Genomic DNA, 24,503 nt, shown 5'->3' with positions numbered 1-24,503 from the left:
AATGGAATTGTTCGGATGAAAAGAAACCCCGGGCGTGAGCCCGGGGAGTTTCATTAAGGATAAACAATTTTCCAAAATCTGCCGTCTTGCGCGTACCTTGGGGCTTACGTAATTACCACTACGCTGCGCCCCAACTTGTCCGCGCAATACGGTGCGGTTTTGAAAAATCATATACTCATCTACGGTGTTATTCTAATCTGCACGGCATTTTCTGTTTGCCATCATTGCAGGGAGTGGCCGCCGGGAATTTTCCGCTTATTTATCTTGGTTGTTTTGGCAGGCCTTAACCCGTCTATGAAATCCGTTACGCACGAAAGAAGCATTTTATTTGTTCGAGTCATAGGCGAGTTGTAAAATGCGCCGTACGGAACTGGATTTTATGGGTGTGGCCTGCGAGTTTTTTGCTTACTTTTTGTCGATACAAAAAGTGAGAAGAACGCCTTGACCCGTTTTTTTTTTTTGATATATTAAGAATAATTCTGATTAACATTTATTTTGTGATATCACTTTGTGAAATTACGGTTTTTAAGGAATAATCTTATGTATCAAAAATACGGGTTTACGCTTATAGAGCTGTTGGTAGTCGTTTTAATTATCGGCATTTTAGCGGCTGTTGCGCTGCCGCAGTATGAAAAAGCGGTTTTTAAAAGCCGTGCAGTAGAGGCTGTTACCTATTTGCGCACATTGACTACTGCTCAAATGGAATACTATATGACAAATGGCGTGTATGCTACTGATTTGGATGAACTACCCGTTTCCGTTCCTTCTCAAACAAAAAATTTTAATTTTCAGTGTTCTTCTGCTCCCGAGCGAAATTTTAATACTTGTTATGCTTTGGGACGAGGAAGAAATCCTACTTTTGAATTTTATTCCCCTTTTTCAGAGGGTGAGGTATCGGGAAAGATGTGGTGTGTGGCAACTACACCGCAACATCACAAATTGTGCCGGTCTTTTGGCCCTTTAGATACGGGAAATAGTGAAAGCACAGGATATTATTTGATAAAGTAATGCTTATGAAACTCCCCGCATTTACACACGGGATATTCTGGCAGGGATCAAAATAAAAAACCCCGCTCTTTTGAGCGGGGTTTTGGTTTGTTGGTAAAACTTAGTGTACGCCGTGCATCCAGCGTTTGATTTTGCCCGTCATAATCCACATAATTACGCCGAACAAAATAGAGCATACCGCCGGAACAGAGAACAGCGTGGTAAGACTCCACGATTCGTAGTAGCTGGCAAGCCATCCGGCAAGCAGGTTGCCAAAGAAGCTGGCGGTCAGCCATACGCCCATAAACAGGGACATAAATTTCAGCGGAGCTAATTTGGTTACCATTGATAATCCGACGGGAGACAAACACAGTTCACCCATCGTGCAGAACATATAGACCAAAATCAGCCAAATCGCACTGACAGGGCCGTTCGCCTGATACAGAGCCGCACCCACCGCAATAGCAGCGAATCCCAACCCTTGCAGGAACAAACCCCAGCCGAATTTGCTCGGGATAGACGGATCTTTGGAACCCATCTTAATCCACATTTTGGCAAAAATCGGCGCAAATAGCAGCACGAAAACCGGATTGACTGCCTGAAAGTAAGAAGCTTTCAGCGTGATTTCGCCGATAAACGGCAGTACGGGGTGCAGATTAGTGGCCTCTTTGGCAAAGAAGTTCAGCGAAGTGCCCGCCTGTTCAAAGAAGGCAAAGAAGAATACGGCGAAGAAAACGAAAGTGAAAATCGCTTTAATTTTATCCCATTCTTCTTGCGTGAGCGGTTGATTGGCGGCTTCGGCTTTGGCTCTTTCTTCGGGGTCTTCATCCTGTTTGTTTTTGGTTACGGGATGCAACCCAATATGGCCCAAGTATTTGTTTTGGGAGACTAAATACCATACGAGGCCAATAATCATACCCGCGCCGGCGGCCATAAAGCCGTATTTCCATTTGTAGGCTTCCAAGATATTGGACGGATCCTGCGGTTCACCCAAGAATCCGCAGATAAACGGCGCAAAGAACGCGCCCAAGTTGATGCCCATATAAAAGATAGTAAAACCGGAATCTCTTCTGGGGTCATTGGGTTCGTAGAGTTCGCCGACAATGGCGGAGATGTTGGGTTTAAAGAAACCGTTACCGATAATGATGAGCGTAAGACCGGTGCCCAAAGCTAAAATCGGGTTAATGATTTCGTAAGAGGCCAAGGAAAACTGACCGGCAGCCATTAAAAGAGCGCCGATAGTAATAGAATGGCGTTTGCCGATGAAACGGTCCGCCAAGTAACCGCCGAGTACGGGGGTTAGGTAGACCAAGGCCGTAAACATACCGTAAATTTTGCTGGATGTCGCTTTAGAGAATCCAATTACGGTGCTGATCATGAAGAGCGACAGAAGAGCTCTCATGCCATAATAGTTGAAACGTTCCCACATTTCGACCATAAACAGCATATACAATGCTTTCGGCTGGCCGTGTTTGGTCACGTTGTGCTTCACTTCACTGTCTGTCATTTATTTCTCCTTATTGGTTTCAAAAGGGTACTCTATATTGTACTAAATATGGAGTAGGGCGGCGGGAAAACTTACAGCCCCGCACCTAAAAAAACCTGTGCGGCTTGCGTAGCAATTTGGTAGGCGTGCCAACAGGCAACAATCAAATAGAAGCCAATGAACAGGAAGATAATGGTATAAATCCACTTGGCGGTCAATCCAATGAGTTTGGAGCCCCATACGGCAGGCAGTGCAAACGGCCCAAGTACGGCGGCTAGCAGAATAATTCCGTAGTGAGTATATAAAAAACCCGTACCTGCCTTTAGGCTCTTGCCGCAGCGGCGGCAGAAGTTGTCGGTATCGTCACAGAGACTGTAACATTTCGGACAGTTCATAATTCAATTCCCTTACTGCGTAAGAAACGTTTGATATGGCTGCGTGCCCCCGCAGTCTTGGCAAATTCCAGCCAGTCGCGCTTGGGCTGTCCGTTTTTACGAGTGATAATTTCGCATACGTCGCCCGTTTTAAAGGCGTAGTCCATACGTACCATACGGTTATTGACTTTTGCTCCCACGTAATGGTCGCCGATATCGGTATGAATGGCGTAGGCAAAGTCAATGGGGGTGGAACCTTCCGGAAGGGATTTTACGTCTGCACGCGGCGTAAACACAAAAATCTGCTGCAGATTAACGTCTGTTTTAAATCCTTCCAAAAATTCACGCGGAGCGGTTAAATCCTGCTGCCATTCAATCCAGCGGCGAATCCAGTTGATTTTTTCGTCAAAATTTTTATCCTGCTTCACGCCGCCCATTTTGTACCGCCAGTGCGCTGCGATACCATATTCGCAAGTGCGGTGCATTTCTTCGGTGCGGATTTGGATTTCAATAATGTCTCCGGTAGGAGAAAGCACCGTGGTGTGGATACTTTGGTACATATTGGCTTTAGGGGTGGCGATATAATCGGTAAATGTACCGGCTATGGGTTTGAATACATTGTGGACAAGTCCCAGCGCTTTATAACAGTCGGCTAAGGTTTTGGTAATAATGCGTACACCCAGAGAATCCTGTATTTCCGCAAACGTACAGTGGTGTTTTTGCATTTTACGGTAAATGGAATAATAATTTTTGGCGCGCGCCAAAATGCGGTATTCCATTTTTCCGGCGGTTAAAGCCGGTTCCAGATGTTTTTTAAAGTTGTCGAGTGCGGCCTGACGGTCGGCGGTGCGGGCTTCCACTTGCTGTTTGATGTCCGCATACTCTTGGGGATGAAGGTATTTGAAAGACAAATCCTCAAGGTCTGTTTTAATGGTAAACATTCCCAGCCGTTGCGCCAGCGGCGCATAAAGCGAGATTGTTTCGTATGCTTTAAATTTTTGTTTTTCGGGCGGCATTACTTCCATTGTGCGCATATTATGGGTGCGGTCGGCCAGTTTAATGAGAATTACGCGCACATCCTCCGCCACGGCAATGAGCATTTTACGCCAGTTTTCCACGGTTTCTTCATCGGTAGATGAAAATTTTAAATCGCTGATTTTGGTTACGCCCTGTACCATATGCGCGACTTGGTTGTTAAATTCCCGCCGTAAATCTTCCAAGGAAACAGAAGTATCTTCTACCGTGTCGTGCAGAAGGCCGGCACAGATGGTGTCTGCGTCCAGATTAAAATCCATCAAAATACTGGCCACATTTTGGCAGTGGGTAAAATACGGCTCGCCGCTTTCGCGTTTTTGGGCAGCGTGTGCTTTTTCGGCGAAACGGTAGGCCTTCTCGATAAGAGAAGTATCTTGGTTAGGGTTATATTCCTTGAATTTACGCAGCAAGGTCTGCAAGTCGGGGGCTTGTTGCATCGATTAGTTTTGTTTTAAATCATTTAAAATTTCCAGCGCGGCGCGTTTAGCGACTCCGGTCTCCCCTAGGGAGGCGCGCAGTTTTAACAGCTCTGCGCGCATATCCGCCAGTTTTTGCGGGTTTTGGAACATTGCCATCGTTTCTGCGGCCAATGCCCGCGCGGAAGCATCTTGTTGGATCAGCTCTTTAACTACTTCTTTGCGGCTGAGCAAATTCACAAGCGAAATATACGGCACTTTAATGACCATCTTGGCAATTTGATACGTCGGCCAGAACATTTTGTACGCTACAGCCATCGGTACGCCTAAAAGCGCGTTTTCTAAGGTGGCGGTGCCGGAGCAGGCCAGTAAAAAGTCCATTTGCGAGCGGAGCTCGTAATTCTTATCCTTTACCAAGTGAAAATTATCGTGCGGTTTTTCGCCGATTAAATCCAAAAACACTTGTTCGTCGGCATCCGGCAAAAGGAACATATATGCCTGCGTGTTGGGAAATTCTTTAAGCGTTTGTTTAAACGCCTGATAGAATACCGGCGTCAGCCGTTTAATTTCGCCCATCCGGCTTCCGGGCAGCATACCTAGTTTCCACGCGTGTTTTTTATGGTCGGAGACATCATAACTCTTTTCTGCCGGCAGAGGCATAATGTCTAACAGCGGATTACCCAAAAACACGGCGTTGCCGCCGAATTTTTGGTGAAATTCGGGTTCAAACGGGTAAATGACGAACATTTTTTTTGTAAGTGCTGCCAAGCGTTTGGCGCGGTATTGGCGGCTGGCCCACACTTGCGGCGTAACATAGTAGTACGCGGGAATGCTGCGGTGTTTGGCCATCCCTAAAACTTGGTGATTAAATCCATAAAAATCCACCACAATAAGCGCGACGGGATTTTTCGTTTCCATATAGTCGCGGATTTGGTTTAACAGGCGGATCCACATCGGCATTTTTTTAAGAGGTTCAATAAATCCGTGCGCGCCTTTGCAGGCAAGGTTAAAGAGAAAGTTGTCGCTTACAGCCTGCATATTTTTCCCGCCGATAGCGGTAATGCGCACATCCGGATCGGCTTCTTTTAAGGCACGGATAAGTCCTGCGGCGTGCAGATCTCCGGACACATCTCCAGCGACGATTAAAATATTTTTTGCAATAGGCGTAACGGTGGACATTATTTATCGTCTCCTTTTAAATGGCCGAGTGTTTCGTCTAACACCGTCTGTGCGGCGCGCGCGACGGTGCTAATGGTTTGCAGCGGCTTGGGGGTGTGCAGGTGGCCCGTTTTAGGAATGTCAAAACGGTTCATTTTTTCCATAATCTGCAAGGCCAGTTCCAACGCTTTGGTGCCTTTTTCACCGCTCGGGGCAGGCGTTTTAGCAGTTTTAATGCAATCAATAAAGTGTAAAATTTCGGCCGTAATGGGCAGCTGTTTTTCCACCTTGGGGTACGTTACCGTCAGATCGTTCATATTTTGTACGACGGGTTTTTCTTTACGGTACGTTTTTACGCGTGCATTCATAAAGTCAACGGATACGTATCCGTCCGGCTGAAACAGGTGCATATAACGGGCGCGTTCAAAACTGGCTCGGCTGGCGGTAACATCAGCCACGGCGCCGTTTGCAAAATGCAGCCGTACATTGGCAATATCCTCGTGCGGGGAAAATACGCTTAAGCCTACAGCTTCAACGTGAATAACTGCGCTGGGAATGAGGGTATAAAGCAAATCCAAATCGTGAATCATCAGGTCAAGTACCACACTGATGTTGGACATCCGCGCATCATACGGGCCTTGGCGGTTGATGGTAATAAAACGAGGATTGTGGATATATTTGACGGCTTCCACCACAGCGGGGTTAAAGCGTTCCACGTGGCCTACCTGCAGCACGAGGTCGCGGCGTTTGGCGGCGTTAATTAAATCGCGTGCTTCTTGCATCGTAACGGCAATAGGTTTTTCTACCAGCGTATGTACGCCGCGTTCCAAAAAAAACATACCGATTTGATGGTGCAGCTGCGTAGGGGCTGCTACAATAACAGCGTCCACTTGCCCGGCGAGTTCTTCCGGTTTGGTATAGGGGGTACAGTTGTGCGCCCACGCCAGTTTTTGGGCGCGCATCACGTCGGGATCACATACTCCGACGAGCGTCACACCGGACATTTTAGCTAGCGTCCGCGTGTGAAAGGTGCCGATTTTTCCGGCGCCAATCACGCCGAATTTAATATTGTTTGTTTCCGCCATAATCCTCTCCGTTCTTTATTATTATACTTAAATTCCTTCTTGCGGAGTAAGTTCCTTCGCATACGCAAAAAGATTGACAGGCCAGCCGATATTGGTATAATGTCTGTATGAGATATTTGGAAAGAACACTTGTTCTTATTAAACCTGATGCTATTGAAAAGCGCATCAGCGGTCTGATTCTGGACCGGTTAGATCACCTCGGCTTGCAAATGACCGGGGCCAAGGTTGTTTCGCTTACGGAAGAGTTGGCGCGCGCCCACTATAAAAACTTGGAAGGCAAACCGTTTTTGGATGAAGTTATCCAGTATATGATGGGTGAATTCAACAATGTACCCAACCATAAAATTTACGCGTTTGTGTTTCAGGGAGAAAACGCCATTGCCAAAATCCGTCAGGAAATCGGCAGTACGAATCCGGAAAAAGCCGCTCCGTGGACGATTCGCGGCAGCTTTGGCCGCTTTATTGGCGAAGTTATGCAAAACTGTGTACACGCTTCCGGTTCGCCGGAGGACGCGGAAAAAGAAATCGCGCTTTGGTTTAAACCCGAAGAGGTGTTGGACCGCTAAATGTTTGGTCGTCTTATAAAAAACTTCGCGCCGGCAGCTTTGCTTGCTTTAGGCTTGCCGTTGTCCGGCGCGGAGATCAAAGAAACTCCCGTTACACTTGATACGCAGGACGGATGGGCTTTGTCTGCGCTTTATATGCCAGCGCAGGACAGAGAGCGTACCGTTGTGCTGTTGCACGATTTAGGTAAAACGAAAGAAGCGTTTAGGTCTTTTGAAAATGCTTTGGCGCGCGCTGGTTTTGGGTATTTAGCTGTGGATTTGCGCGGATATGGCCAAAGCACGGGTAAAGGTAATGCGGCCTCTTTTGCCAAAGAGGGTGTGGATAACGAATTTAACAAAATGACGCGCGATGTGCTGGCCGCGATCGCTTTTTTGAAGAAAAAGGGCGTTGCGGATACGGATATAGCCGTGTTGGGCACCGGTTTAGGCGCCAATGTGGCCGCCAAGAGCGTGACGTTCGCGCCAGAGATTCCTATGCTTGCGCTGATCAGCCCGGCCACCAATGTGCGCGATGTGCTGACGATTCCGTCCTTGCGCGTATATAAAGAAGGCAATGTGCTTATCGCCGCAGGTGCGGCGGACAAAAAAATGTTTTTGGAGGCCAGCGTCATTCGCAATGTGGCCTATGTATCTACCGGAGAGGATAACGGACGCGTTACTTTTTTAACGGCATACGATTTAACGTCGCACGAAATGTTGGATAAGTATTTGATTCCGTCGGTTATTCAATGGCTTAAAACGCCGCGCCGCCCCGAAGTGCTGCCGGACGAAGCGCTTGATTCGGCGGCGGAAAATTCCGGTGAAACGGCCGGAGACGTATTTATTGGGCCTTCCGCTACGGAAGAGGCACTCGTTCCGTCTGTATTGGAGTAAAATTTTAGCGTCTGCACGTTTTAGGAGTCTTTTGTATGAAACCAGCGCGTATTGTTTTTCCCCGTTTTTGTTTTGGTGAAAGCAGTTTTGAAGAAGCCGCCAACTTGGCGCGGCGCGGCGTAGGCGGTTTTTGTGTATACGGCGGTACGGCGCAGGAAACGCTTGACTTTACCCGCAGAATGAATGATATTTCGCCGTACGGACGCTTGTTATTCTGTGCGGATATCGGCGAAGATTTAAGCGAAATTATTACTGATGCTCCCGTGCTTGCTTCTAATCTCTCTTTAAATTCTTTTCCCGTTCCGCAGGATGCGGCTTACCGCAAGGGAAACCTTACGGCGCGTATGGCGCGCGCGGCAGGGCTTGACTGGGTGCTTGCGCCCGTGGTGGATTTGGGATATTCGTCTGCGGCGTTTGGGGATGACCCAATGACCGTTACGCGGCTGGCGGGGGATTTTATTGCGGGGCTTTCCAACGGCGGAGCGCTTAATTGCGTAAAGTATTTTCCCGGGGTCTCAGGGGTACTTAAGACGCTAGCGCAAATGGAGGACGCGGAGTTTGTGCCTTATAAACACGTCTTCCGCCGTGCGGACTGCATTATGCCGTCCGATATGACGTTTCCCAACATTGACAACGACAATCAAGCAATGCTGTCGGACAAAATGATTAAAGGACTTCTGAAAAAGCGGCTCAATTATAAAGGCTGTGTAGTCAGTTTCCCTCTGTTTAAAGCGCGTCTGCGTTACGAGGAGGCCAGTGCTGTCAAAATGCTGCATTGCGGCGTGGAAGATATCTTTGCGCCTAAAAATGCCGAGACCGTTATTGACGCGGTGGAACGTGAAACCGACAAAGGATTTTTGTTTGATGAAATTACGCGGGCCGTATCCAATCACGAAATGTTTATCAGCAAAGTAAACGCGGGGCCGGCCCCGATGGATTTAAAAGACGCGTTTTCATTGGCTTGCCAATCTCTTGAAAAATAAACAATTTATTGGTGGAAAAAAATCCGCTCCGTTTCTGGGGCGGTTTTTTACGGATTACTTCTCTGTATAAGGTTGTGCCATATCTCAAATAGCTTGCTTCCGGTAATTGTAGAAATGCGGACGAGCAGGGATCCCTGCGGTTGGGCCTTGACCCGTTTTTTTCAATATGCAGGCGATTGCGCGTATGTTGTATGTATATTATGAGGACAACGGAGCCTATCCCAATTTGTTTGGACGAAGTTGATATCGGGCTGAGCGGCTGCACCCGTCCTTTTGACCAAGAAGGCACTTAGCGTGTTGGCACATTATTAACCTATTATTTTTCTCAGGATGAAAAAGGTGGCAGAGGGGGGTGCTGCAGTCGGGTGGCGGGGAATGTAAATCGCTAGGGTTTGTAACAAAAAAAGCTAAATTGTTCCTTGAATTGAAGCAACCATCAAAAAGGCTCCGTACTGCGGAGCCTTTCGCAACAAACCTAAAAAAGCATTTATTTATCTTCTTCTTTTTTGAATTTGGCGGTAATTTCTTCTTTGCGTTTTGCAAATTCTTTTACCGCTTTTTCTTTTCCGTCAGCCAGACGTTCGCGTACCTCCTCGGCTTTGTCGGCAATTTTTTCGCGCATTTCGTTGGCGCGTTCTTTTACTTTTTCTTTCAAGTCTCCTGCGTGTTCCAAGATGAATTCTTTCTGATCCTCATATGCGTCAGAGGCTAATTTTTTCAGTTTTCGGCGGGTGGTTTCCCCTTTTGCAGGTGCAAAAAGCACTCCCGCGGCGGCTCCGGCCACTGCGCCGGCCAGCACCCCAAATACAAAAGCGGCAAGACCCGCTCCCCCGCAATGACATTTATGACACATATATACCCCTCCTTTTGCTTTGCTATAATGTTATATATATATTGTACAACAAACAGCGGGAAGAAAATTCCCTCCATTTATTGTAGTATAACGGCAAAATAATTTTTTGCCCATCGTATTTTTGAATTAGTTTGTAAGGAGAATTCATTATGCCCAATCCGTCCGCACCTCGCCATAATGGCAAACAGTTGGATCCTGCCGTGCGCAAACGCAACTTTGAAGAAGTGGCCCAGATTTTTACCAAAGAAGAAGCGTTGGCTGAAGCAGACCGTTGTTTAAACTGCAAAAATCCGCGCTGTCAGGCTAATTGCCCCGTAGGGGTTCAGATTCCGGCGTTTATCGCGCTGCTCAAAGATGATAAAGTGGGTGAAGCCGTGAGCAAAATTATGGAAACCAGTTTGCTTCCTGCCATTTGCGGACGCGTCTGTCCGCAGGAAAAACATTGCGAAGGCAACTGTATTTTAAAAGACCGCTTTGGATCTGTCAACATCGGTCAGTTAGAACGGTATACCGCTGACACCGCCCGCAAAGAAGGGCTTCTCAAAACGCCGGTCTGTGCGGCTCCCACGGGTAAAAAAGTGGCGTGTATTGGATCCGGCCCGTCCTCTATTGCGGCGGCAGCCGAACTGGCGCGCGCCGGCCACGATGTAACCGTGTTTGAAGCGCTTCACGCGTTTGGCGGTGTACTGCGTTACGGGATTCCTTCGTTCCGTTTGCCGCGCGAAGTTATCGATCACGAAATCGAAACTGTCCAATCTATGGGGGTCAAATTCCGCACGGATGTGCTTGTGGGCGCAACGGAAAAAATTTCGGATTTGTTGAAAGAGTTTGATGCTGTATACGTTGGTTCCGGCGCGGGGCTGCCTACGCTGACAGGTATCCCCGGTGAAAATGCCGTGGGCGTATACAGCGCAAATGAATTTTTAACGCGCGTAAACTTAATGCAAGCCTATAAATTCCCCGAAACGGATACACCGATACGTATAGGCAAACGTGTCGTAGTTTTAGGCGGGGGAAACAGTGCTATGGACGCGGCCCGCTGTGCAATGCGTTTGGGGCCGGACAGTGTGACAGTTGCTTACCGCCGAAGCGCAGCCGAAATGCCCGCGCGTGCAGCGGAAGTAGAACACGCCAAGGAAGAAGGCGTAGTGTTTGAATATCTGGTAACGCCTAAAGAGGTAGTGGTGGACGAAACAGGCCGCGTGGCTGGGCTTAAATGTACGCGTAACGAATTGGGCGCGCCGGACGAAAAAGGCCGCAGACGGCCCGTGGAAATCGCCGGATCGGAATTTGTACTTCCCGTGGACACTATTATTGTGGCCATCGGGCAGAAACCCAACCCGATTATTGCCAAAACAACGCCCGAACTGAAAACCACCGAACGCGGGGTGCTGGAGTTGGACGAGGAAGGCAAAACCACGCTTGCGGGCGTTTATGCGGGGGGAGATATTATCCGCGGCGGTGCAACAGTACTCTTGGCGATGAAAGACGGTATTGAAGCCGCCGGACGCATTAACAAATATCTTGAGGGAAAATAATATGGAAGAAAATACCATTTTAGTAAAAGAAAATTTAAGCGATGTGGTGGTGAAATTTGTGATCTACAACCCTCTCATCGCCAAGTCCGCCAAGGCGGGACAGTTTGTTATTTTGCGCGGACGTGAGGGCGGCGAACGTGTGCCCGTTACACTTGTGGACTGGGACGCGGAAAAAGGCACCATTACTGTTATCATTCAGGCGATCGGCAAATCAACTGCGATGTTTAATTCCTTGAAACAAGGTGAAAAATTTTTGAATGTCGCCGGTCCTTTGGGCACCCCCGTGGAAATTAAAAACTACGGCACAGTGGCTGTGGTAGGCGGCGGCGTGGGTATCGCCGAAGTGTACCCGATTGCCCGCGCATTTAAAGAAGCGGGTAATCGGGTGATTGCGGTGCTCGGCGCGCGCACGAAAGATTTGCTTATCTTGGAGCCGGAAATGTCCGCTTTGTGCGACAAAACCGTCAGCACTACCGATGACGGTTCTTTCGGAATGAAAGGAATGGTAACCGACGCTATCCAAAAACTGTACGACGAAGGCGAAAAAATTGCTGCCGGTTTTATTATCGGTCCGATTCCGATGATGAAATTTACCTCGCATTTAATGGACAAACTGGGAATGGAACCATTCTCCAGCTTGAACCCCATTATGCTTGACGGTACCGGTATGTGCGGCTGCTGTCGTGTAACAGTGGAAGGAAAAGTGCGTTTTGCGTGTGTGGAAGGCCCGATGTTTCCGTCCAAAACGATTGATTTTGACGAACTTATCCGCCGTACCAGCGAATATAAGCCGCAGGAAAAAGAAAGCTTGGAAAGGTTTGAAAAAGACCACGTTTGTAAGTGCGGTTTACATTAAGTTATCAGGGCAAAAAACTCCCGAAGCGGTTTTCCGTTTCGGGAGTTTGTGTTAGAACAAACTTGGTTAGAGTGCGATTTTGAGTTTCCGCGCCAGTGCGCGCAGGATATCTTTTTTCTTGGCGTCTTCGCCTAATGTGCGCAATCCGAAGAAAACAAATTCCTGTGCTTTGACCGTATCGGGCTTAAAGCCGAAGATGTCGGCGTAATTTAGAAATTCCACCAACTTGAGCGCGGCGGTCATCTCCTGCGGTTTGCGCGCAAACGAGAAAGCCAGAAACGTCAGCTTTTCGGTTACCGCATCTTTTACCGTACCGTTGTAGACGTCGATTCCCAGCGTTTTAACGTCCTCCATTAATTCTTCCAGTGCGTTTATGTTTACGTCGGAAGCGCGGAATTCCGCCTTTAAGTCGGCCGATAGAACAAATTCCGCTACGGAAAGAAATGTTTTGGGGATTGGTGCGCCAATTAACTGCAAGGCGCGCACGACTGGATACTGCATTTCAAACACGCGTGTAAATTCCTTATCTGTTTGTTCGTCCATTGCGCGCAGGGTAACGTCGGTTACTTTGCGGCGCACGTCAGGCGTCATTGACAAAAGCGGATGTTCTTGTTCAAAATTGCCGCGGATGAAGGGAGCCAGTTCCTCATATTTGGCTGCGTGAAACAATTCTTCAAGCTGTGCGAAAACGGTCCCGCGGTCGCTTTTGTCGCCGGCGGCGCAGACAAATTCTGCCGCTCCTCTTCGGAATACGGCAAACGGCAAGTTGCGTTCCAACAGCGTTACGGTAGATTTAAGCGTAATGGTACCGTAACACAAAGAGGCTCCTTCCGACGTCAGCTTTTTGGGTTCAAATGACAAAACCTCACATTCGTATGCGCGGTGCGGGTTGCCCGTTTCATCTGCCAGCAGGGTAACAATGTGCATCAGCGCGATTTTTTCAATCGGCATTGCCTGCGGCTTCACGTAGCGCTCGTATGCCACGGCCCCATTTTTGATTTCTTTTAAATTGCTTGGCGCTAAAGCCAGTTTTTCCACAAATGCAGGTTCCAAGTCGTTGCCCGTAATCAGGCGGTTGAGTTCCAATGCGCGGGCTGCGTACTGCATAATCTGTACCGTTTCAAGACCGCTTACTTCATCGAAGAACCAGCCGCAGCTGGTATACATAAACAGTGCGTTTTTCTGCATTTCCAGCAGCATTAACGCTGTGGAGCGGTTGACCCACGCTTTTTCGGTAGCGTGGCGCAGGAAAAAGCGGTGCTGCGCGTCCAAGCTGCGGTCCATCATTAATTCTACATAATCATTGCGCGCGGCCCACGGATCTTTAAAGTACTCGCGGCCGATTGTTTCAAAAGTGTTAATCATTTCATCGCGGATAAAGTCAAGCGCGGCACGCAGCGGCCCGCGCCATTTTTGGTTCCAGCCCGCGCGGCCCGAATTGCAGCCGCAGTCCGACCGCCACCGCTCCACTCCGTGAAAGCAGCTCCACGATGTATTTTCTACAATTTGCGCCTCGTATTCAGGCGGATGTTTTTCCAGAAATTCGCCGTACACGGTCAGTTCCACGTCCGGTAATTCTTCCACTTTTTTGAGACAGTATGCCAGTGCCATATCGGCAAATTTTTGATGGTGTCCGTATGTTTCTCCGTCGGTGGCGATGTGCATTAACTGCGGTTCGTCTGCGGTATTGTATGTACTTAACAGGCGCGAAGCAAATTTTTCCCCCGAGGAAAGTGTATCCGCAAAGGCAATACTTTGCGAAATTGGGCCGTCATAAAAGAACAGCGCAATAGTTTTGCCGTTCGGTAAATTGCATTGGTACGCGCGTTTGGGGTCTACTGCTGCGCCGACATCTTGCCACGCGCTTTCGCCGATTTTGCGTATGCGCGCGCATTGACCGGGGGCTAAAATAACGAACTTCATTCCGTTGTCCGCAAGCGCGCACAGCGTTTCGGTGTTGCAGGCTGTTTCGGCCAGCCATAATGCTTCCGGTTCGCGGCCAAAGCGTTTTTTAAAATCGGCGATTCCCCATTTAATTTGCGTTTCTTTGTCGTGTGCATTGGCGAGCGGCAAAATGATGTGGTTGTACGCCTGTGCTATGGCGCTTCCGTGGCCGCCGAAGCGTTTCTGGCTTAAGCGGTCCGCCTCCAAAATGGTTTGGTATACTTCGGGTTCTTTCTTCTCCATCCAAGACAAGAGCGTCGGCCCGAAGTTAAAGCTGATGTGGGCGTAATTGTTGGTAAGTTCGATTAAATCTTGTTTGTCGTTGAGTACGCGTGCCAACGCGTTGGGCGAATAGCACTCTGCGCAGATGCGTTCGTTCCAATCGTGAAACGGCGCCGCGCTTTCTTGGCGTTCAATTTCGTCCAACCAAGCATTTTCGCGCGGCGGCTGGTAAAAATGTCCGTGTATGCAAAGGTATTTCATATATATATTTATACCAATTAATGCTAAAATATGCACAAGCCGGAGATCCTGCGGCGGGGAAATTACTTGATTTTCGTCGGAAACGGATTTATACTAATAGTAACGGCGCCGTCCGGCGCACAGAGAGGCGACTATGAAAAAAATATTTATCTTAGACACCAACGTCTTGCTGCACGATGTAAATTGTTTGCACGCGTTTGAGGATAACGACATTATTATCCCGATGGCCGTCATTGAAGAATTGGATTCGTTTAAAAGCGCCAGCGATACGCGCGGAAAAAACGCCCGTATGGTTTCCCGCGCACTGGACGAGATGCGCGCACAGGGGCGCCTGAACGAAGGGGTAAAATTGCCTAAAGGCGGTACGCTTAAAATCGAGCTGGACCGGCCGAATATTCTGCCGCCGTCTTTGTCGTTTAACAAGGCAGATAACTCTATTTTAAATATCGCCTATACGCTAAGCAAGAAAGAAGGTTCTTACAAAAAAAATACTGCGCCGGTATTTGTAGTAACGAAAGACATCAATATGCGTTTGAAAGCCGAAGCGCTTGGGCTTTCGGCGCAGGATTACACCACCGACAAAGTAAATATGGATGAACTCTATACCGGTATGAACGAGCTGGAAGTGTCTCCCACCGAGATTGACGCCTTCTACCGTGATAAGCAGCTTCCCATGGACTCCACTGTGTATTTCCCTAACCAATTTATTATTTTGAAAACAAACGACGGCAGTAAAAAATCCGCTATCGGCCGCATTGCCAATAACGGGGAATTTGTACTCCGTCCGCTTTCGTCGCAGGAGCCGACTGCGTGGGGTATTAAGCCGCTTAATAAGGAACAGCGGTTTGCCATGGAACTTTTGCTTGATGACAGTTTGGATATCGTTACCCTCGTCGGTACTGCCGGAACGGGTAAAACGCTTATCACGCTCGCTACCGGCTTGCAGCGCACAATGGACGAAAGCGCGTACCGCCGATTGGTGGTGTGCCGATCGATTGTTCCCGTGGGCAAAGATTTGGGTTTTCTCCCGGGCACAAAAGAGGAAAAGTTGGAAGCGTGGATGGGTGCCATTTATGATAACTTGGCGTTTCTGGCCGATCGTAAAAATCCGGAAGAGGGCGAAGAAAAAGCGCATTATCTGTTGGACAGCGGCAAAATCGAAATTGCCTCCGTTACGCATATGCGCGGCCGCTCGCTGCCAAACCAATACATTATTGTAGATGACGCGCAGAACCTTACCCCGCACGAAATGAAAACGATTTTGACGCGTGCGGGTGAGGGAACGAAAGTTGTCGTTACCGGCGACCCGTACCAAATTGATACGCCGTATCTGGATGTGGAATCCAACGGTCTTACGTATTTGGTGGACCGCTTGAAAGGCCAAAAATCCTACGGGCATATTACGTTTACCAAAACGGAACGCAGTCGTCTGGCGGATTTGGCTTCAAAGTTGTTATAGACGTTTTAGCAATGATACAAAAGGGTCCGCTTTTGCGGACCCTTTTGCTTTTTATATAGGTCTTTTGACCTATATGAAATATGGGGCTTTTTCCCTCTGGGAAATCGTGCAAAAACAGCTATAATAAATAATAAGACATATATATTGATATGAGGATTCCTATGACTACTTGGTTAAGCCGGATAATGGCTGTTATTTTTACGTTTACCATTCTCTCACCGACGGATTTGTTGGCTCAACAGACGTTTACCATTCACGAGCCGGATTTAACGACTTTAAATACCGATTTTAGTCATCTTTCAAGCCAAGTTCAACAAATTGTAGATGAATCACGAAAGGAATCGTATGATCAGCGTCTGGCGCGCTTAAGGGAAGAATATGCGAACGCAAAAGATGTGTTTGAATTGTACCCGGTATTGTTTGAGCTGCATCAGCCTGCTCCTTTGTTTTACTCATCGTTAGCAGCGGTGAAAGTGCCCTCCCAGCACCTGCCGGATTCCTTTTCCCTTAATCCCCAAGGGAACATTTCTTCGCAAGATCTGTCTCGGTACTTGCCGGATTTTCTTTCCTTTAATCCCGAACATGCCATGCATACGCTGCAAGAAGCCTCCCCAACAGTCGACCAGTTGATTAACCGTATTACCAATGCAGAAGAATCGTGGGAAAACCTGATGTTATATTTGGATCCAATTCTTGATCAACCTGATAATTTGCTTTTTACCATTGTGGTGGCCGAGATTTTGGGCAATACGTTGGACTCCGATCAGGCAGCAATCATTGAGGAAATGGATCTGCTTGAATTGCAGTTACGTGCTATCTTCCGTTTGCAGGCGCTTGAAAATAAGGCGCAATCTGTTGATGAAAGGTCCGTCGAAGAAATTCAAACTATTGGTACTTTGCGGATGCTGTTGTTGAAAGTAAATCAGTATTACGAAAGGACCCTACAGGAAAATCCTTTGTTCGAAAGACGGGGACCGGCCGGAACAAGCGCAACGTGGGCTATAGTTGACGGAGAGGTGCAGGTCTTTCAGTATTTCTCGCCTGATATGTATCAGCAAATGATGAATAGCTTTGTGCAGGAGATTAAAAAGATCAGCGATCAATCCCCCGATGAAAGCAGTGACGAGTATCAAAAGATGGCACTGTGGACGGAGTTTGCTGTAATGTCGGCCATTCTGTATCAACCGAAAACAATAAACCGGATCGTTGCTGTTTTAGATGAAGGTCCTCGATCCACTGATTTTTTGCAGAAAAATACAACGGTGTTAAATGTTATTTTTCAAACAATTCGTGAACATTTGCAGTTTGCTCTTATAGCATCTAGCCCAAGGGATATAGAGGTGGCCGATTTATTGCCGTCTTTTACAGATCCGGACTCCTATTCTTTACCTACGCGCATTTTTGCATTAGAGGCTACCAGCGTGCTGGTTCCACAACCTACTGAAGAGGAACGGTACGACATGATGGCAAATATTCGCAAAAACAGTCTTGTGGCTAATGCACCTGAATTGCACCACCGGTTTATTACGCTGCCTTTTGAAACCCAACGGTTGCTGGCTGCCCGTACGGTGGATATCTATGCCTCGCTGAATAGCGTCAAGTACAAAACATACGGCTTGGACGCCGAACAAATGCGGATACTATCTGATAAACTGGCGGGAATCTACAACGGTTTTGCCAATGCTGATTTGAAACTGGAACATCCAGACTGGGATCCGGTCAGGTACTCGGATATCACACAGACGAAGAGTGGTCTCTGTACAATTAAAAATACATATAATGAAATTCCCCGTTTGCGTCCGCTTAGTTCGCCATCGATGCTGGAGGCTTGGAAATATAACGGTAACGGTTTTGGCGCCGGAGATCTCCACTTGAGAACATTTTATGGGGCAGGTCGTAAATCAAATGGCGAGTGGATTGAAATGCGTCTTGACAACGGAAAGAATCCGCACAAAGTAAAAAATGATTTAGATGTTGGAATCTTAACATTTGCGGCGGAAGTGCTTCTTTGGTGTATCGGTGCGGAATTCTTGGCTTTGTTGGGCAGAGCTTTCCGTGTGGCGCGGGGCGCTACATTGGCGCTGCCGAAAGCAACCCGTGCAGCTTTTAAGGCCAATAAGGGCCGGCGGGCGATCAGCTTTGGTATTGAAATAAAAAAAGGAGTCCGCTATGCCAACTTGTCTCGTGTTCTGCCCGAACATGGGATAACGGTGGCCGCCACCCGTATGGAAAAAGTAAGAAAGCCTGTTGCTTCCGCAAACAATGCAGCAGGGGTCGGTGCCGCACCCGCCAATGCTCCGCGTTTAGCTCCGCCGCCTGTTACCACGGAGACTGGATCCAGATTGTGGTGGAACAACTCGAGTGTTATCTCTCATCTTAAGTCTGGGTGGAAATCCTTCACTAGTGGCGGTTGGTCGGCTAAAGTCCGCTCGTTGTGGAATAAAACACCGTATACCGTGGCGGAAGAAGCGGTTACATCGTCTGCTACATCTATGCGGGGCTTGCGCAACAGCCGCGGCTGGTGGCGCGGAAGCCTGCCCTCTGTAGAGGAGTGGACCGTTACAGTACACCGCCCCGGATTTAATTTTGAAGCAGCGACGCTGACGGGCGTAAAAGCCGAAAGATTACAATTCGGTATTCGTAACTGGGATGATTGGCGCTATTTAGTGCGTAATACCCGTACGGCGAATGGACTGCACTTGTCTGTGGCAGGAGAATCGTTACGCCCATTTTCCTCGTGGTGGAACGCCGCTCTTAAACCGTTATTTGGTTATCAAACTATTGCTGGCCAAATCTACGATGAAAAACGTGTATTGCGCGCGACCGCTAGCGCTTTCCAAAAAGATGCGGCAAAAGAGGCCGGCAAAGGTGTTTTTGATTATTGGAAATATACCGACTCGGGCTGGGTACGTGTTAATCAACAAGAATTTATGCAATTGGGAAACGTTTTGAAAGGGGAGGGGAAAGAGGTCGTATCCGATTATTATTCCTTGCTGGGCGTAAGCAGAACGGCTACACAGAAGGAAATTAGACTGGCTTATAGGAGATTGGCGCGTGAAGTCCATCCGGATAAGCTGGGGCCTGAAGGGGCTGACGCGATGATGAAAGAGTTAAACGCCGCTTACACTACGTTGAAAACACCGGCTGGACGTAGTGCCTATGATGCCAAATTATTGTTGTCGGATACCAAAACCGTGGCGGCAGCACTGCCTAAATCACCGGAAGGAGTATCTTTGGCGATTACCAAACCGATAGGAACAAATGTGCCAAAGGACTTTTCTCCCATGTCTGCCAAAGGGATTGGATTCAATGAGGGGAACTGGGGAGCCGTGCCAGAACAGTTGGGCGTGCATTTATCGCGTACGGGGCAGACGGAAGCGTTGGGCTTTCCCTATATACTCTCAGGCCGCTGGGGAGGCCGTTTATTCAGAAATACTGCCTTCTTTGGTGGACTGTATGGACTCGATGCGTTGCTCGGGAATTTTTACCAACAATATGTGGATACCAATGCTGATAGAGCCGTAGCAGAAGTGCAGCAACGTTTTGAGGATGCATATGATCCTCAACTGTTGGAAGAAGATCAAGACGCTATGGAAAAGACAAGTAAAGTCCTTGAGGATCAAGAAATTACGCTGTCCAATCAATCCGTGCTTGGTGATGTGCGTGCCGCGGAAGAACCCTCGTTCGCTGGAGCAAGTGCTTTGTTTCCCCTTACTGCCGCGTGGCACGGCCTTGCTAGCACGCAGCTTGTCTCGTCGCCGTTTATGAATGATGGGGTTGAGACCCGTTTTGCAATAGAAGCGAACCGGTTGAGAGTCGACCGTATACTGCGCCGATATGAAGAAGCTGTAACTGAAAATACGGTGACAGTATTGTACGATAATATAGTGGCGGAGATAAATAAGACCAAAGAGAATGGCGAATCGCTTTTTAAGCTCTTGAAGCAGCAAATGGGAGCAGACACTTTTACGCGTGAGGAGCGGAAAATGGCTCAGTTAATTTCTTCTTCTCAACAAGAACTGGAACGGATATATGGCGGTAAAGGCACGCTTACAGACAAGTCGAACTCGCTTTATAAGGCGTGGGAAGATTTCAATGACAAACTCGTTCAGTGGAATCAAGCACTTGATTCGAAAGTTAGCAAAATCGAATTTGAAAACATGTTTACTGATGTGTATAAATTGTGGTACAACGCTAAACTCTCTCTATATGAGAATGGTTTTGATGAACAGCGGCACGCTGCACTTTTTAATCAAGCCAACCAGATTTTTCAATCAGCTTTGTCGGACCTAAAAATGCTTCAGAAAACGGGTATTCCCTCTGGAGATCCGAAGGTATTGTCCCGCTGTCAGCAATTGAAACGGCAGGAGTTGAGGCTGGCCTATCAAGTGCAGATTGATACCTTGGAAATGAAGTCAACAATGTTACATCAAGATATTTCCTCTCTTTTGAACGAATTGCGCGCGGGGCTTGAGGATGCTTATCAGTCCTCAAGCACCAGAGAGGAAATGGACCGTAAGATGGTGGGTTTTGTCGAACAATGGGAGAAGAAAGCGCAGCAGGATAGAAATTGGAATCTTTTTATAATCACGACGTCGTTCCAACAAGAGAGAGCAAACGAACTATTGCCGGATGAAACTGCACCCACATCATCCTTAGTGTATTAAGAGATATATATTTTGTAACGCCCCGAGTAAAATCGGGGCGTTATTATATATGCTGTCCTTTTATAGTTTACCCGCAGTGGTCTGGGAGTTGTTGTTAGCAATGAAAATAAGCACTCCGAAAATTTCGCGCCGCAGCCCCACTTACTTACATACAAAATAGCCCCGTTTTTGGCAGGGGTGTTGCGAAGAATGAATTCCGTATTTGCTTATTTTTTTGATTTTAATTTCTTAATTCTTTCTTTAGAACGAGGTTCACCCTGCTTGGCCGCCAAAATATAGTATTTTAATGCCAAGGTTTCGTTCTTTTCCACACCAATTCCGTGTTCATATAAATCAGCCGTCAGAAATTGGGCAAGAGGGCTGTGGTCGTCCGCCGCGGCTTTCATTATTTCAAATCCTGCGGAGTCATTTTTTCCGGTGCCGATACCTTGCAGATAACAGACGGCCAAATTTACGCGGGCCTCAAAATCGCCCCATTCGGCGGCGGTTTGGTAGCGGCGGAACGCTTGAGTTTCGTCCTTACGGCAGCCTTGTCCTGCATTGTAAAGTCCGGCCAAAGCCGTCATTGCGCGGGCGTTACCGTTTTCGGCGGATTTTTCAAACCAATAAAATGCCTGCTTATCGTCTTTTGGCGTGTATTTCCCTTGGTAATACAACACCCCCAAGCGATACTGTGCGTCCGCTTCGCCCGCTTGGGCTTGGCGGAGAACTTGTTTAAATGGATTGCGCAAGCGTTGATATAACATCAGCACGAAGCCTGCGGCTGATAAAGACAATATTCCTACCAGAACGGGATGTAAAGCGTTTTGCATTAATAAAATTCCTCCTCGGTTTGATGGACCGGAGTTTTTTCGTTTTCAGAGGCTTTCTTTGCCCACTTGCGGGCTTGCCCCACATTAACGACCGTTCCCGCTCCTTCCTTATACATTTGCGCCAAGCGTTGTTGTGCTTCTTTTACGCCGTTTTTGGCAGCGTTTCTTGTCCAGTGAAACGACAGCGGCAGACTCTTTTTGACGCCGTATCCCGCTTCGTACCATTGGGCAGTTTGCCACTGTGCTTCTTGAAGTTTTTGTTTGGCGGCTAGTAGCATATAATCAAACGCCTTGGCGGGGTTTGTTTCCGTACCGTTTCCGGTCTCGTACATTCGGGCCAGCGCATATTGCGCGGGGCGATATTCTAGGCGGGCGGCTTGTTCCATATACAGAAAGGCTTGTTCGGGTTCTTCGGCGGATAAAAGGCTTTTTTCGTATAATGCAGGCGCGATTCCCCGCAGGGCGGCCGTGTCCAACATCCGTTGTTTTTCTTCGGGGGGTACGGTACAGTTATCTTTCGCGGCCAACAGGTACAGTTGGAACATCGCGTGGGGATTGTCATTTTGGACAAGCTCCGTAAAAATTGCGCAGGCAAGCGGCAAATTCTGGCGGACTCCTTTACCGTACGCCAGCATAACCCCTTGCATTACGGCGGCGTTCTCATCTCCCGTTTGAGCGGCTTTTTTCATATATTTATAGGCTTTTTTATCGCTCTTTTTTACGCCTTCGCCGCGGTAATAAGCCCACGCCAGTTCTCTGGCGGATTCGGCGTAGCCGCCGCGTACTTCGGCGCGGAGCTGTTTGAAGCGGCGTTCGGCGGTTTTGCGTTGTTCTTTTTGGTAAAGTTCATCGTAAGTATCCAAGCGGTCGGCGGAATTGTCGGCCGGAAAGAAAGGCTTTTGCATTTGGCGGGCAGGAGCATTTAAAGCGGCGGCGGCCAACAGAATCGCCAATAAAAGCGTTTTTTTCATTTGATTTTTACCAGTTTGCGGTTTTCAAGTTGGAATACATTGTCTGCATATTCGGAGGCGTGCGCATCGTGCGTGACCATAACGGTGGTCAAGCCGTTTTCTTTACTCATACGGGCAAAATCTTCAAACACTTGGATTTTACGTGCTGCATCTAGGTTGCCTGTAGGCTCGTCCGCCAGTAAAAGCGGCGGTTCGTTGCGTAATGCGCGTGCGATACTTGCGCGCTGTTTTTCTCCTCCGGATAAATCTGCCGGTAGTTTGTCTGTCATTTTGCCCAAGCCGAATTTTTCTAACAGTTCCCGCGCTTTTTCGGGATTGGGGTTTCCACGCATCAAGGCGGGCATATCCACATTTTCCAAGAGAGAAAATTCGGGCAGCAATCCGTCAAACTGGAATACAAATCCCATTTTTTTAAGACGCAGGGCCGATCGCACGGATTCGCTTTTGATGGCGGTAACATCAGTTCCGTCTACGAGAATTGTGCCGCAGGTGGGGGCGTCCAACATCGCGATTAAGTTTAAAAGCGTGCTTTTACCCGAACCGCTGGGGCCTAAAAGCACTGTAAATTTTCCGCGTCTGAGAGTCAGCGAAACGTCCTCTAACACACACAGGTTTTCTTTGCCTTGGCCGTAAATTTTAGTTAAGTGTACAAGTTCTATCATAGTATTCTCATCCGTAGCGGATAGCGTCCGTGGGGTGCACGCGCGATGCTTTTACCGCCGGATACAGCCCCGCGGTAAAACAGATTAAATAACTTCCGCCCACAACGGCCAGTACATCGCTCCACAGCATACGTACCGGCACTTTAGTTAAGTAATAAATATCCCCGGGAAGTTCTACAATTTGAAACGTGGCGATAATCCAGCACAATAAACACGCCAACAGAAACCCCAGCACGATACCTAATGTAGCGATAACCATTGCTTCCCACATAAATACTTTGCGGATAAGATTCGGGCTTGCTCCGATAGCGCGCAGAATACCGATATCGCGCAGTTTTTCGGTACCGAGCAAAATAAGGTTTCCCGCAATGTTCAGTGATGCTACGCCGATAATGAGGAACAAGATAATAAACATCATCGTTTTTTCCAGTTTTAAGGCGGCGTATAACGTGCTGTTCATCTGTGCGAACGTACGTACGGAATACCCGTAACCAATGGTGTTTTGGATATCTCGGGCGGCTTCGTCGGCTTTGTTGATGTCTTTGAGTTTTACGGCCACTCCCGTTACACCCTGTTTAAGACCTAAAAAATCGCTGGCGTGCGGCAGAAGCGTATAAGCAATAGTGTTATCAAATTCGTAATATCCGGTGCGAAGGAGTCCGCTTATGCGGAATTTTTTCATTTTGGGAAACATTCCTGCCGAGGTGGAAATGGATTGGGGAGAAATCAACACTACATCGTCTCCGACGTCCGCTCCCATATTGGCGGCTAGTTCCGTCCCCAAGACGAGCGGCGGCGGCGCGTCTTGCGCCCAGTCTTTGGGATCAAAGGTTCCCGCAGTCAGCGAGTCCGCCAACGTGTTGATTTTCTTTTCCTGCTCCGGATCCAATCCGCGTACGACAAGCCCTAAACTTTGCCCCGCATACGTGATGATTCCCTGCCCGTAAATATGCGGCGCGGCGGCTTCCACCAAGGGGATTTGTTCAATTTGTTTCATTTTTTCGGGATATGTTTTTTTACTCATCTGCCCGAAAACGAGGATATGGCTTTGCGCGCCGATGATTTTGTCTTTAATATCGGTTTGAAAGCCGTTCATTACGGATAATGTGGTAATCAGTGCTGCCACCCCCACGCTGACGCCCGCCACGCCGATAAGCGTGGTAATAAAAGCGAACAGCCCTTGGCGGCGCGTAAGGTAGCGCACGGCAATAAATCGTTCAAATTTCATAGGTATATTGTACTTTATTTATGTATAATCTATGTGTGTTAAAAAAGAAGAAATACTCGGAGGTGTG

General features: G+C 48.1%; 19 protein-coding genes. 8 read left to right on the top strand and 11 right to left on the bottom strand.

Features of this window, described 5'->3' with window-relative positions:
• The first annotated feature begins 540 nt into the window (after positions 1-540).
• Positions 541-1,008: a type IV pilin protein gene (locus ACI351_RS01635; protein WP_439733515.1), complete on the top strand. Its 468-nt coding sequence runs from the start codon at positions 541-543 to the stop codon at positions 1,006-1,008.
• Positions 1,009-1,108: 100 nt separating this feature from the next.
• Here ACI351_RS01635 and ACI351_RS01630 read toward each other — a convergent pair whose 3' ends face one another.
• The 5 genes from ACI351_RS01630 to ACI351_RS01610 form a co-directional block, all read right to left on the bottom strand.
• Positions 1,109-2,494: a peptide MFS transporter gene (locus tag ACI351_RS01630; protein WP_439733514.1), complete on the bottom strand. Its 1,386-nt coding sequence runs from the start codon at positions 2,492-2,494 to the stop codon at positions 1,109-1,111.
• Positions 2,495-2,565: 71 nt separating this feature from the next.
• On the bottom strand, positions 2,566-2,868 hold the full coding sequence (locus ACI351_RS01625; protein WP_439733513.1) for a hypothetical protein: 303 nt from the start codon (positions 2,866-2,868) through the stop codon (positions 2,566-2,568).
• A complete protein-coding gene (locus ACI351_RS01620; protein ID WP_439733512.1) occupies positions 2,865-4,319 on the bottom strand; it encodes a RelA/SpoT family protein in 1,455 nt (484 codons plus the stop codon). Before ACI351_RS01620 ends, ACI351_RS01625 begins: the two co-directional genes overlap by 4 nt.
• Positions 4,320-4,322: 3 nt before the next feature.
• Positions 4,323-5,477 carry a lipid-A-disaccharide synthase gene (gene lpxB / locus ACI351_RS01615; protein ID WP_439733511.1) on the bottom strand — a complete coding sequence of 385 codons (1,155 nt, stop codon included), beginning with the start codon at positions 5,475-5,477 and terminating at the stop codon, positions 4,323-4,325.
• Positions 5,477-6,541 carry a Gfo/Idh/MocA family oxidoreductase gene (locus ACI351_RS01610; protein ID WP_439733510.1) on the bottom strand — a complete coding sequence of 355 codons (1,065 nt, stop codon included), beginning with the start codon at positions 6,539-6,541 and terminating at the stop codon, positions 5,477-5,479. Before ACI351_RS01610 ends, lpxB begins: the two co-directional genes overlap by 1 nt.
• 107 nt (positions 6,542-6,648) lie before the next feature.
• Between ACI351_RS01610 and ACI351_RS01605 the strand changes: the two genes are divergently transcribed.
• Genes ACI351_RS01605 through ACI351_RS01595 form a run of 3 tightly spaced genes read left to right on the top strand, consistent with a single transcriptional unit; the run spans position 6,649 to position 8,963 of the window.
• Positions 6,649-7,107: a nucleoside-diphosphate kinase gene (locus ACI351_RS01605; protein WP_439733509.1), complete on the top strand. Its 459-nt coding sequence runs from the start codon at positions 6,649-6,651 to the stop codon at positions 7,105-7,107.
• Positions 7,108-7,980: an alpha/beta hydrolase gene (locus tag ACI351_RS01600; RefSeq protein WP_439733508.1), complete on the top strand. Its 873-nt coding sequence runs from the start codon at positions 7,108-7,110 to the stop codon at positions 7,978-7,980.
• A 35-nt stretch (positions 7,981-8,015) separates the two neighbouring features.
• Positions 8,016-8,963, top strand: coding sequence for a glycoside hydrolase family 3 N-terminal domain-containing protein (locus ACI351_RS01595; RefSeq protein WP_439733507.1), 948 nt, complete (start codon positions 8,016-8,018; stop codon positions 8,961-8,963).
• 487 nt (positions 8,964-9,450) lie between these two features.
• Here ACI351_RS01595 and ACI351_RS01590 read toward each other — a convergent pair whose 3' ends face one another.
• A complete protein-coding gene (locus ACI351_RS01590; RefSeq protein WP_439733506.1) occupies positions 9,451-9,816 on the bottom strand; it encodes a YtxH domain-containing protein in 366 nt (121 codons plus the stop codon).
• A gap of 149 nt (positions 9,817-9,965) precedes the next feature.
• Here ACI351_RS01590 and gltA point away from each other — a divergent pair, with 149 nt between their 5' ends.
• Together gltA and ACI351_RS01580 are read left to right on the top strand one after the other, a co-directional pair.
• The gene (gltA, locus tag ACI351_RS01585; RefSeq protein WP_439733505.1) at positions 9,966-11,354 is read left to right on the top strand and encodes an NADPH-dependent glutamate synthase; all 1,389 of its coding nucleotides are present in this window, start codon (positions 9,966-9,968) and stop codon (positions 11,352-11,354) included.
• Between the two features lies 1 nt (position 11,355).
• Positions 11,356-12,210: a sulfide/dihydroorotate dehydrogenase-like FAD/NAD-binding protein gene (locus tag ACI351_RS01580; RefSeq protein WP_439733504.1), complete on the top strand. Its 855-nt coding sequence runs from the start codon at positions 11,356-11,358 to the stop codon at positions 12,208-12,210.
• A gap of 66 nt (positions 12,211-12,276) precedes the next feature.
• On the opposite strand, the gene ACI351_RS01575 is transcribed toward ACI351_RS01580, so the two are convergent.
• Entirely contained in the window at positions 12,277-14,637 is a 2,361-nt protein-coding gene (locus ACI351_RS01575) for a DUF3536 domain-containing protein (protein WP_439733503.1), read from the bottom strand.
• A 133-nt stretch (positions 14,638-14,770) separates the two neighbouring features.
• On the opposite strand from ACI351_RS01575, the gene ACI351_RS01570 reads away from it, so the two are divergent.
• Together ACI351_RS01570 and ACI351_RS01565 are read left to right on the top strand one after the other, a co-directional pair.
• Positions 14,771-16,096 (top strand): PhoH family protein, encoded by a 1,326-nt coding sequence (locus ACI351_RS01570; protein WP_439733502.1) that lies wholly within the window; start codon positions 14,771-14,773, stop codon positions 16,094-16,096.
• 161 nt (positions 16,097-16,257) lie between these two features.
• The gene (locus ACI351_RS01565; protein WP_439733501.1) at positions 16,258-20,763 is read left to right on the top strand and encodes a J domain-containing protein; all 4,506 of its coding nucleotides are present in this window, start codon (positions 16,258-16,260) and stop codon (positions 20,761-20,763) included.
• A gap of 206 nt (positions 20,764-20,969) precedes the next feature.
• On the opposite strand, the gene ACI351_RS01560 is transcribed toward ACI351_RS01565, so the two are convergent.
• From ACI351_RS01560 to ACI351_RS01545, 4 genes are read right to left on the bottom strand one after another with little or no spacing between them, the layout of a single operon-like run.
• On the bottom strand, positions 20,970-21,575 hold the full coding sequence (locus ACI351_RS01560; protein WP_439733500.1) for a tetratricopeptide repeat protein: 606 nt from the start codon (positions 21,573-21,575) through the stop codon (positions 20,970-20,972).
• Positions 21,575-22,546 (bottom strand): tetratricopeptide repeat protein, encoded by a 972-nt coding sequence (locus ACI351_RS01555; RefSeq protein WP_439733499.1) that lies wholly within the window; start codon positions 22,544-22,546, stop codon positions 21,575-21,577. Before ACI351_RS01555 ends, ACI351_RS01560 begins: the two co-directional genes overlap by 1 nt.
• Complete coding sequence (locus tag ACI351_RS01550) at positions 22,543-23,208, bottom strand: ABC transporter ATP-binding protein (RefSeq protein WP_439733498.1); 666 nt, start codon at positions 23,206-23,208, stop codon at positions 22,543-22,545. The genes ACI351_RS01555 and ACI351_RS01550 overlap by 4 nt, the downstream gene beginning before the upstream one ends.
• 7 nt (positions 23,209-23,215) lie before the next feature.
• Positions 23,216-24,436: an ABC transporter permease gene (locus ACI351_RS01545; RefSeq protein ID WP_439733497.1), complete on the bottom strand. Its 1,221-nt coding sequence runs from the start codon at positions 24,434-24,436 to the stop codon at positions 23,216-23,218.
• Between the last annotated feature and the right edge of the window lie 67 nt (positions 24,437-24,503).

Origin of the sequence: Candidatus Avelusimicrobium sp., assembly GCF_051874775.1 — a bacterium.
In the GTDB taxonomy this organism is placed as follows: domain Bacteria; phylum Elusimicrobiota; class Elusimicrobia; order Elusimicrobiales; family Elusimicrobiaceae; genus Avelusimicrobium.
This window is presented reverse-complemented; position numbering and strand designations above follow the sequence as displayed.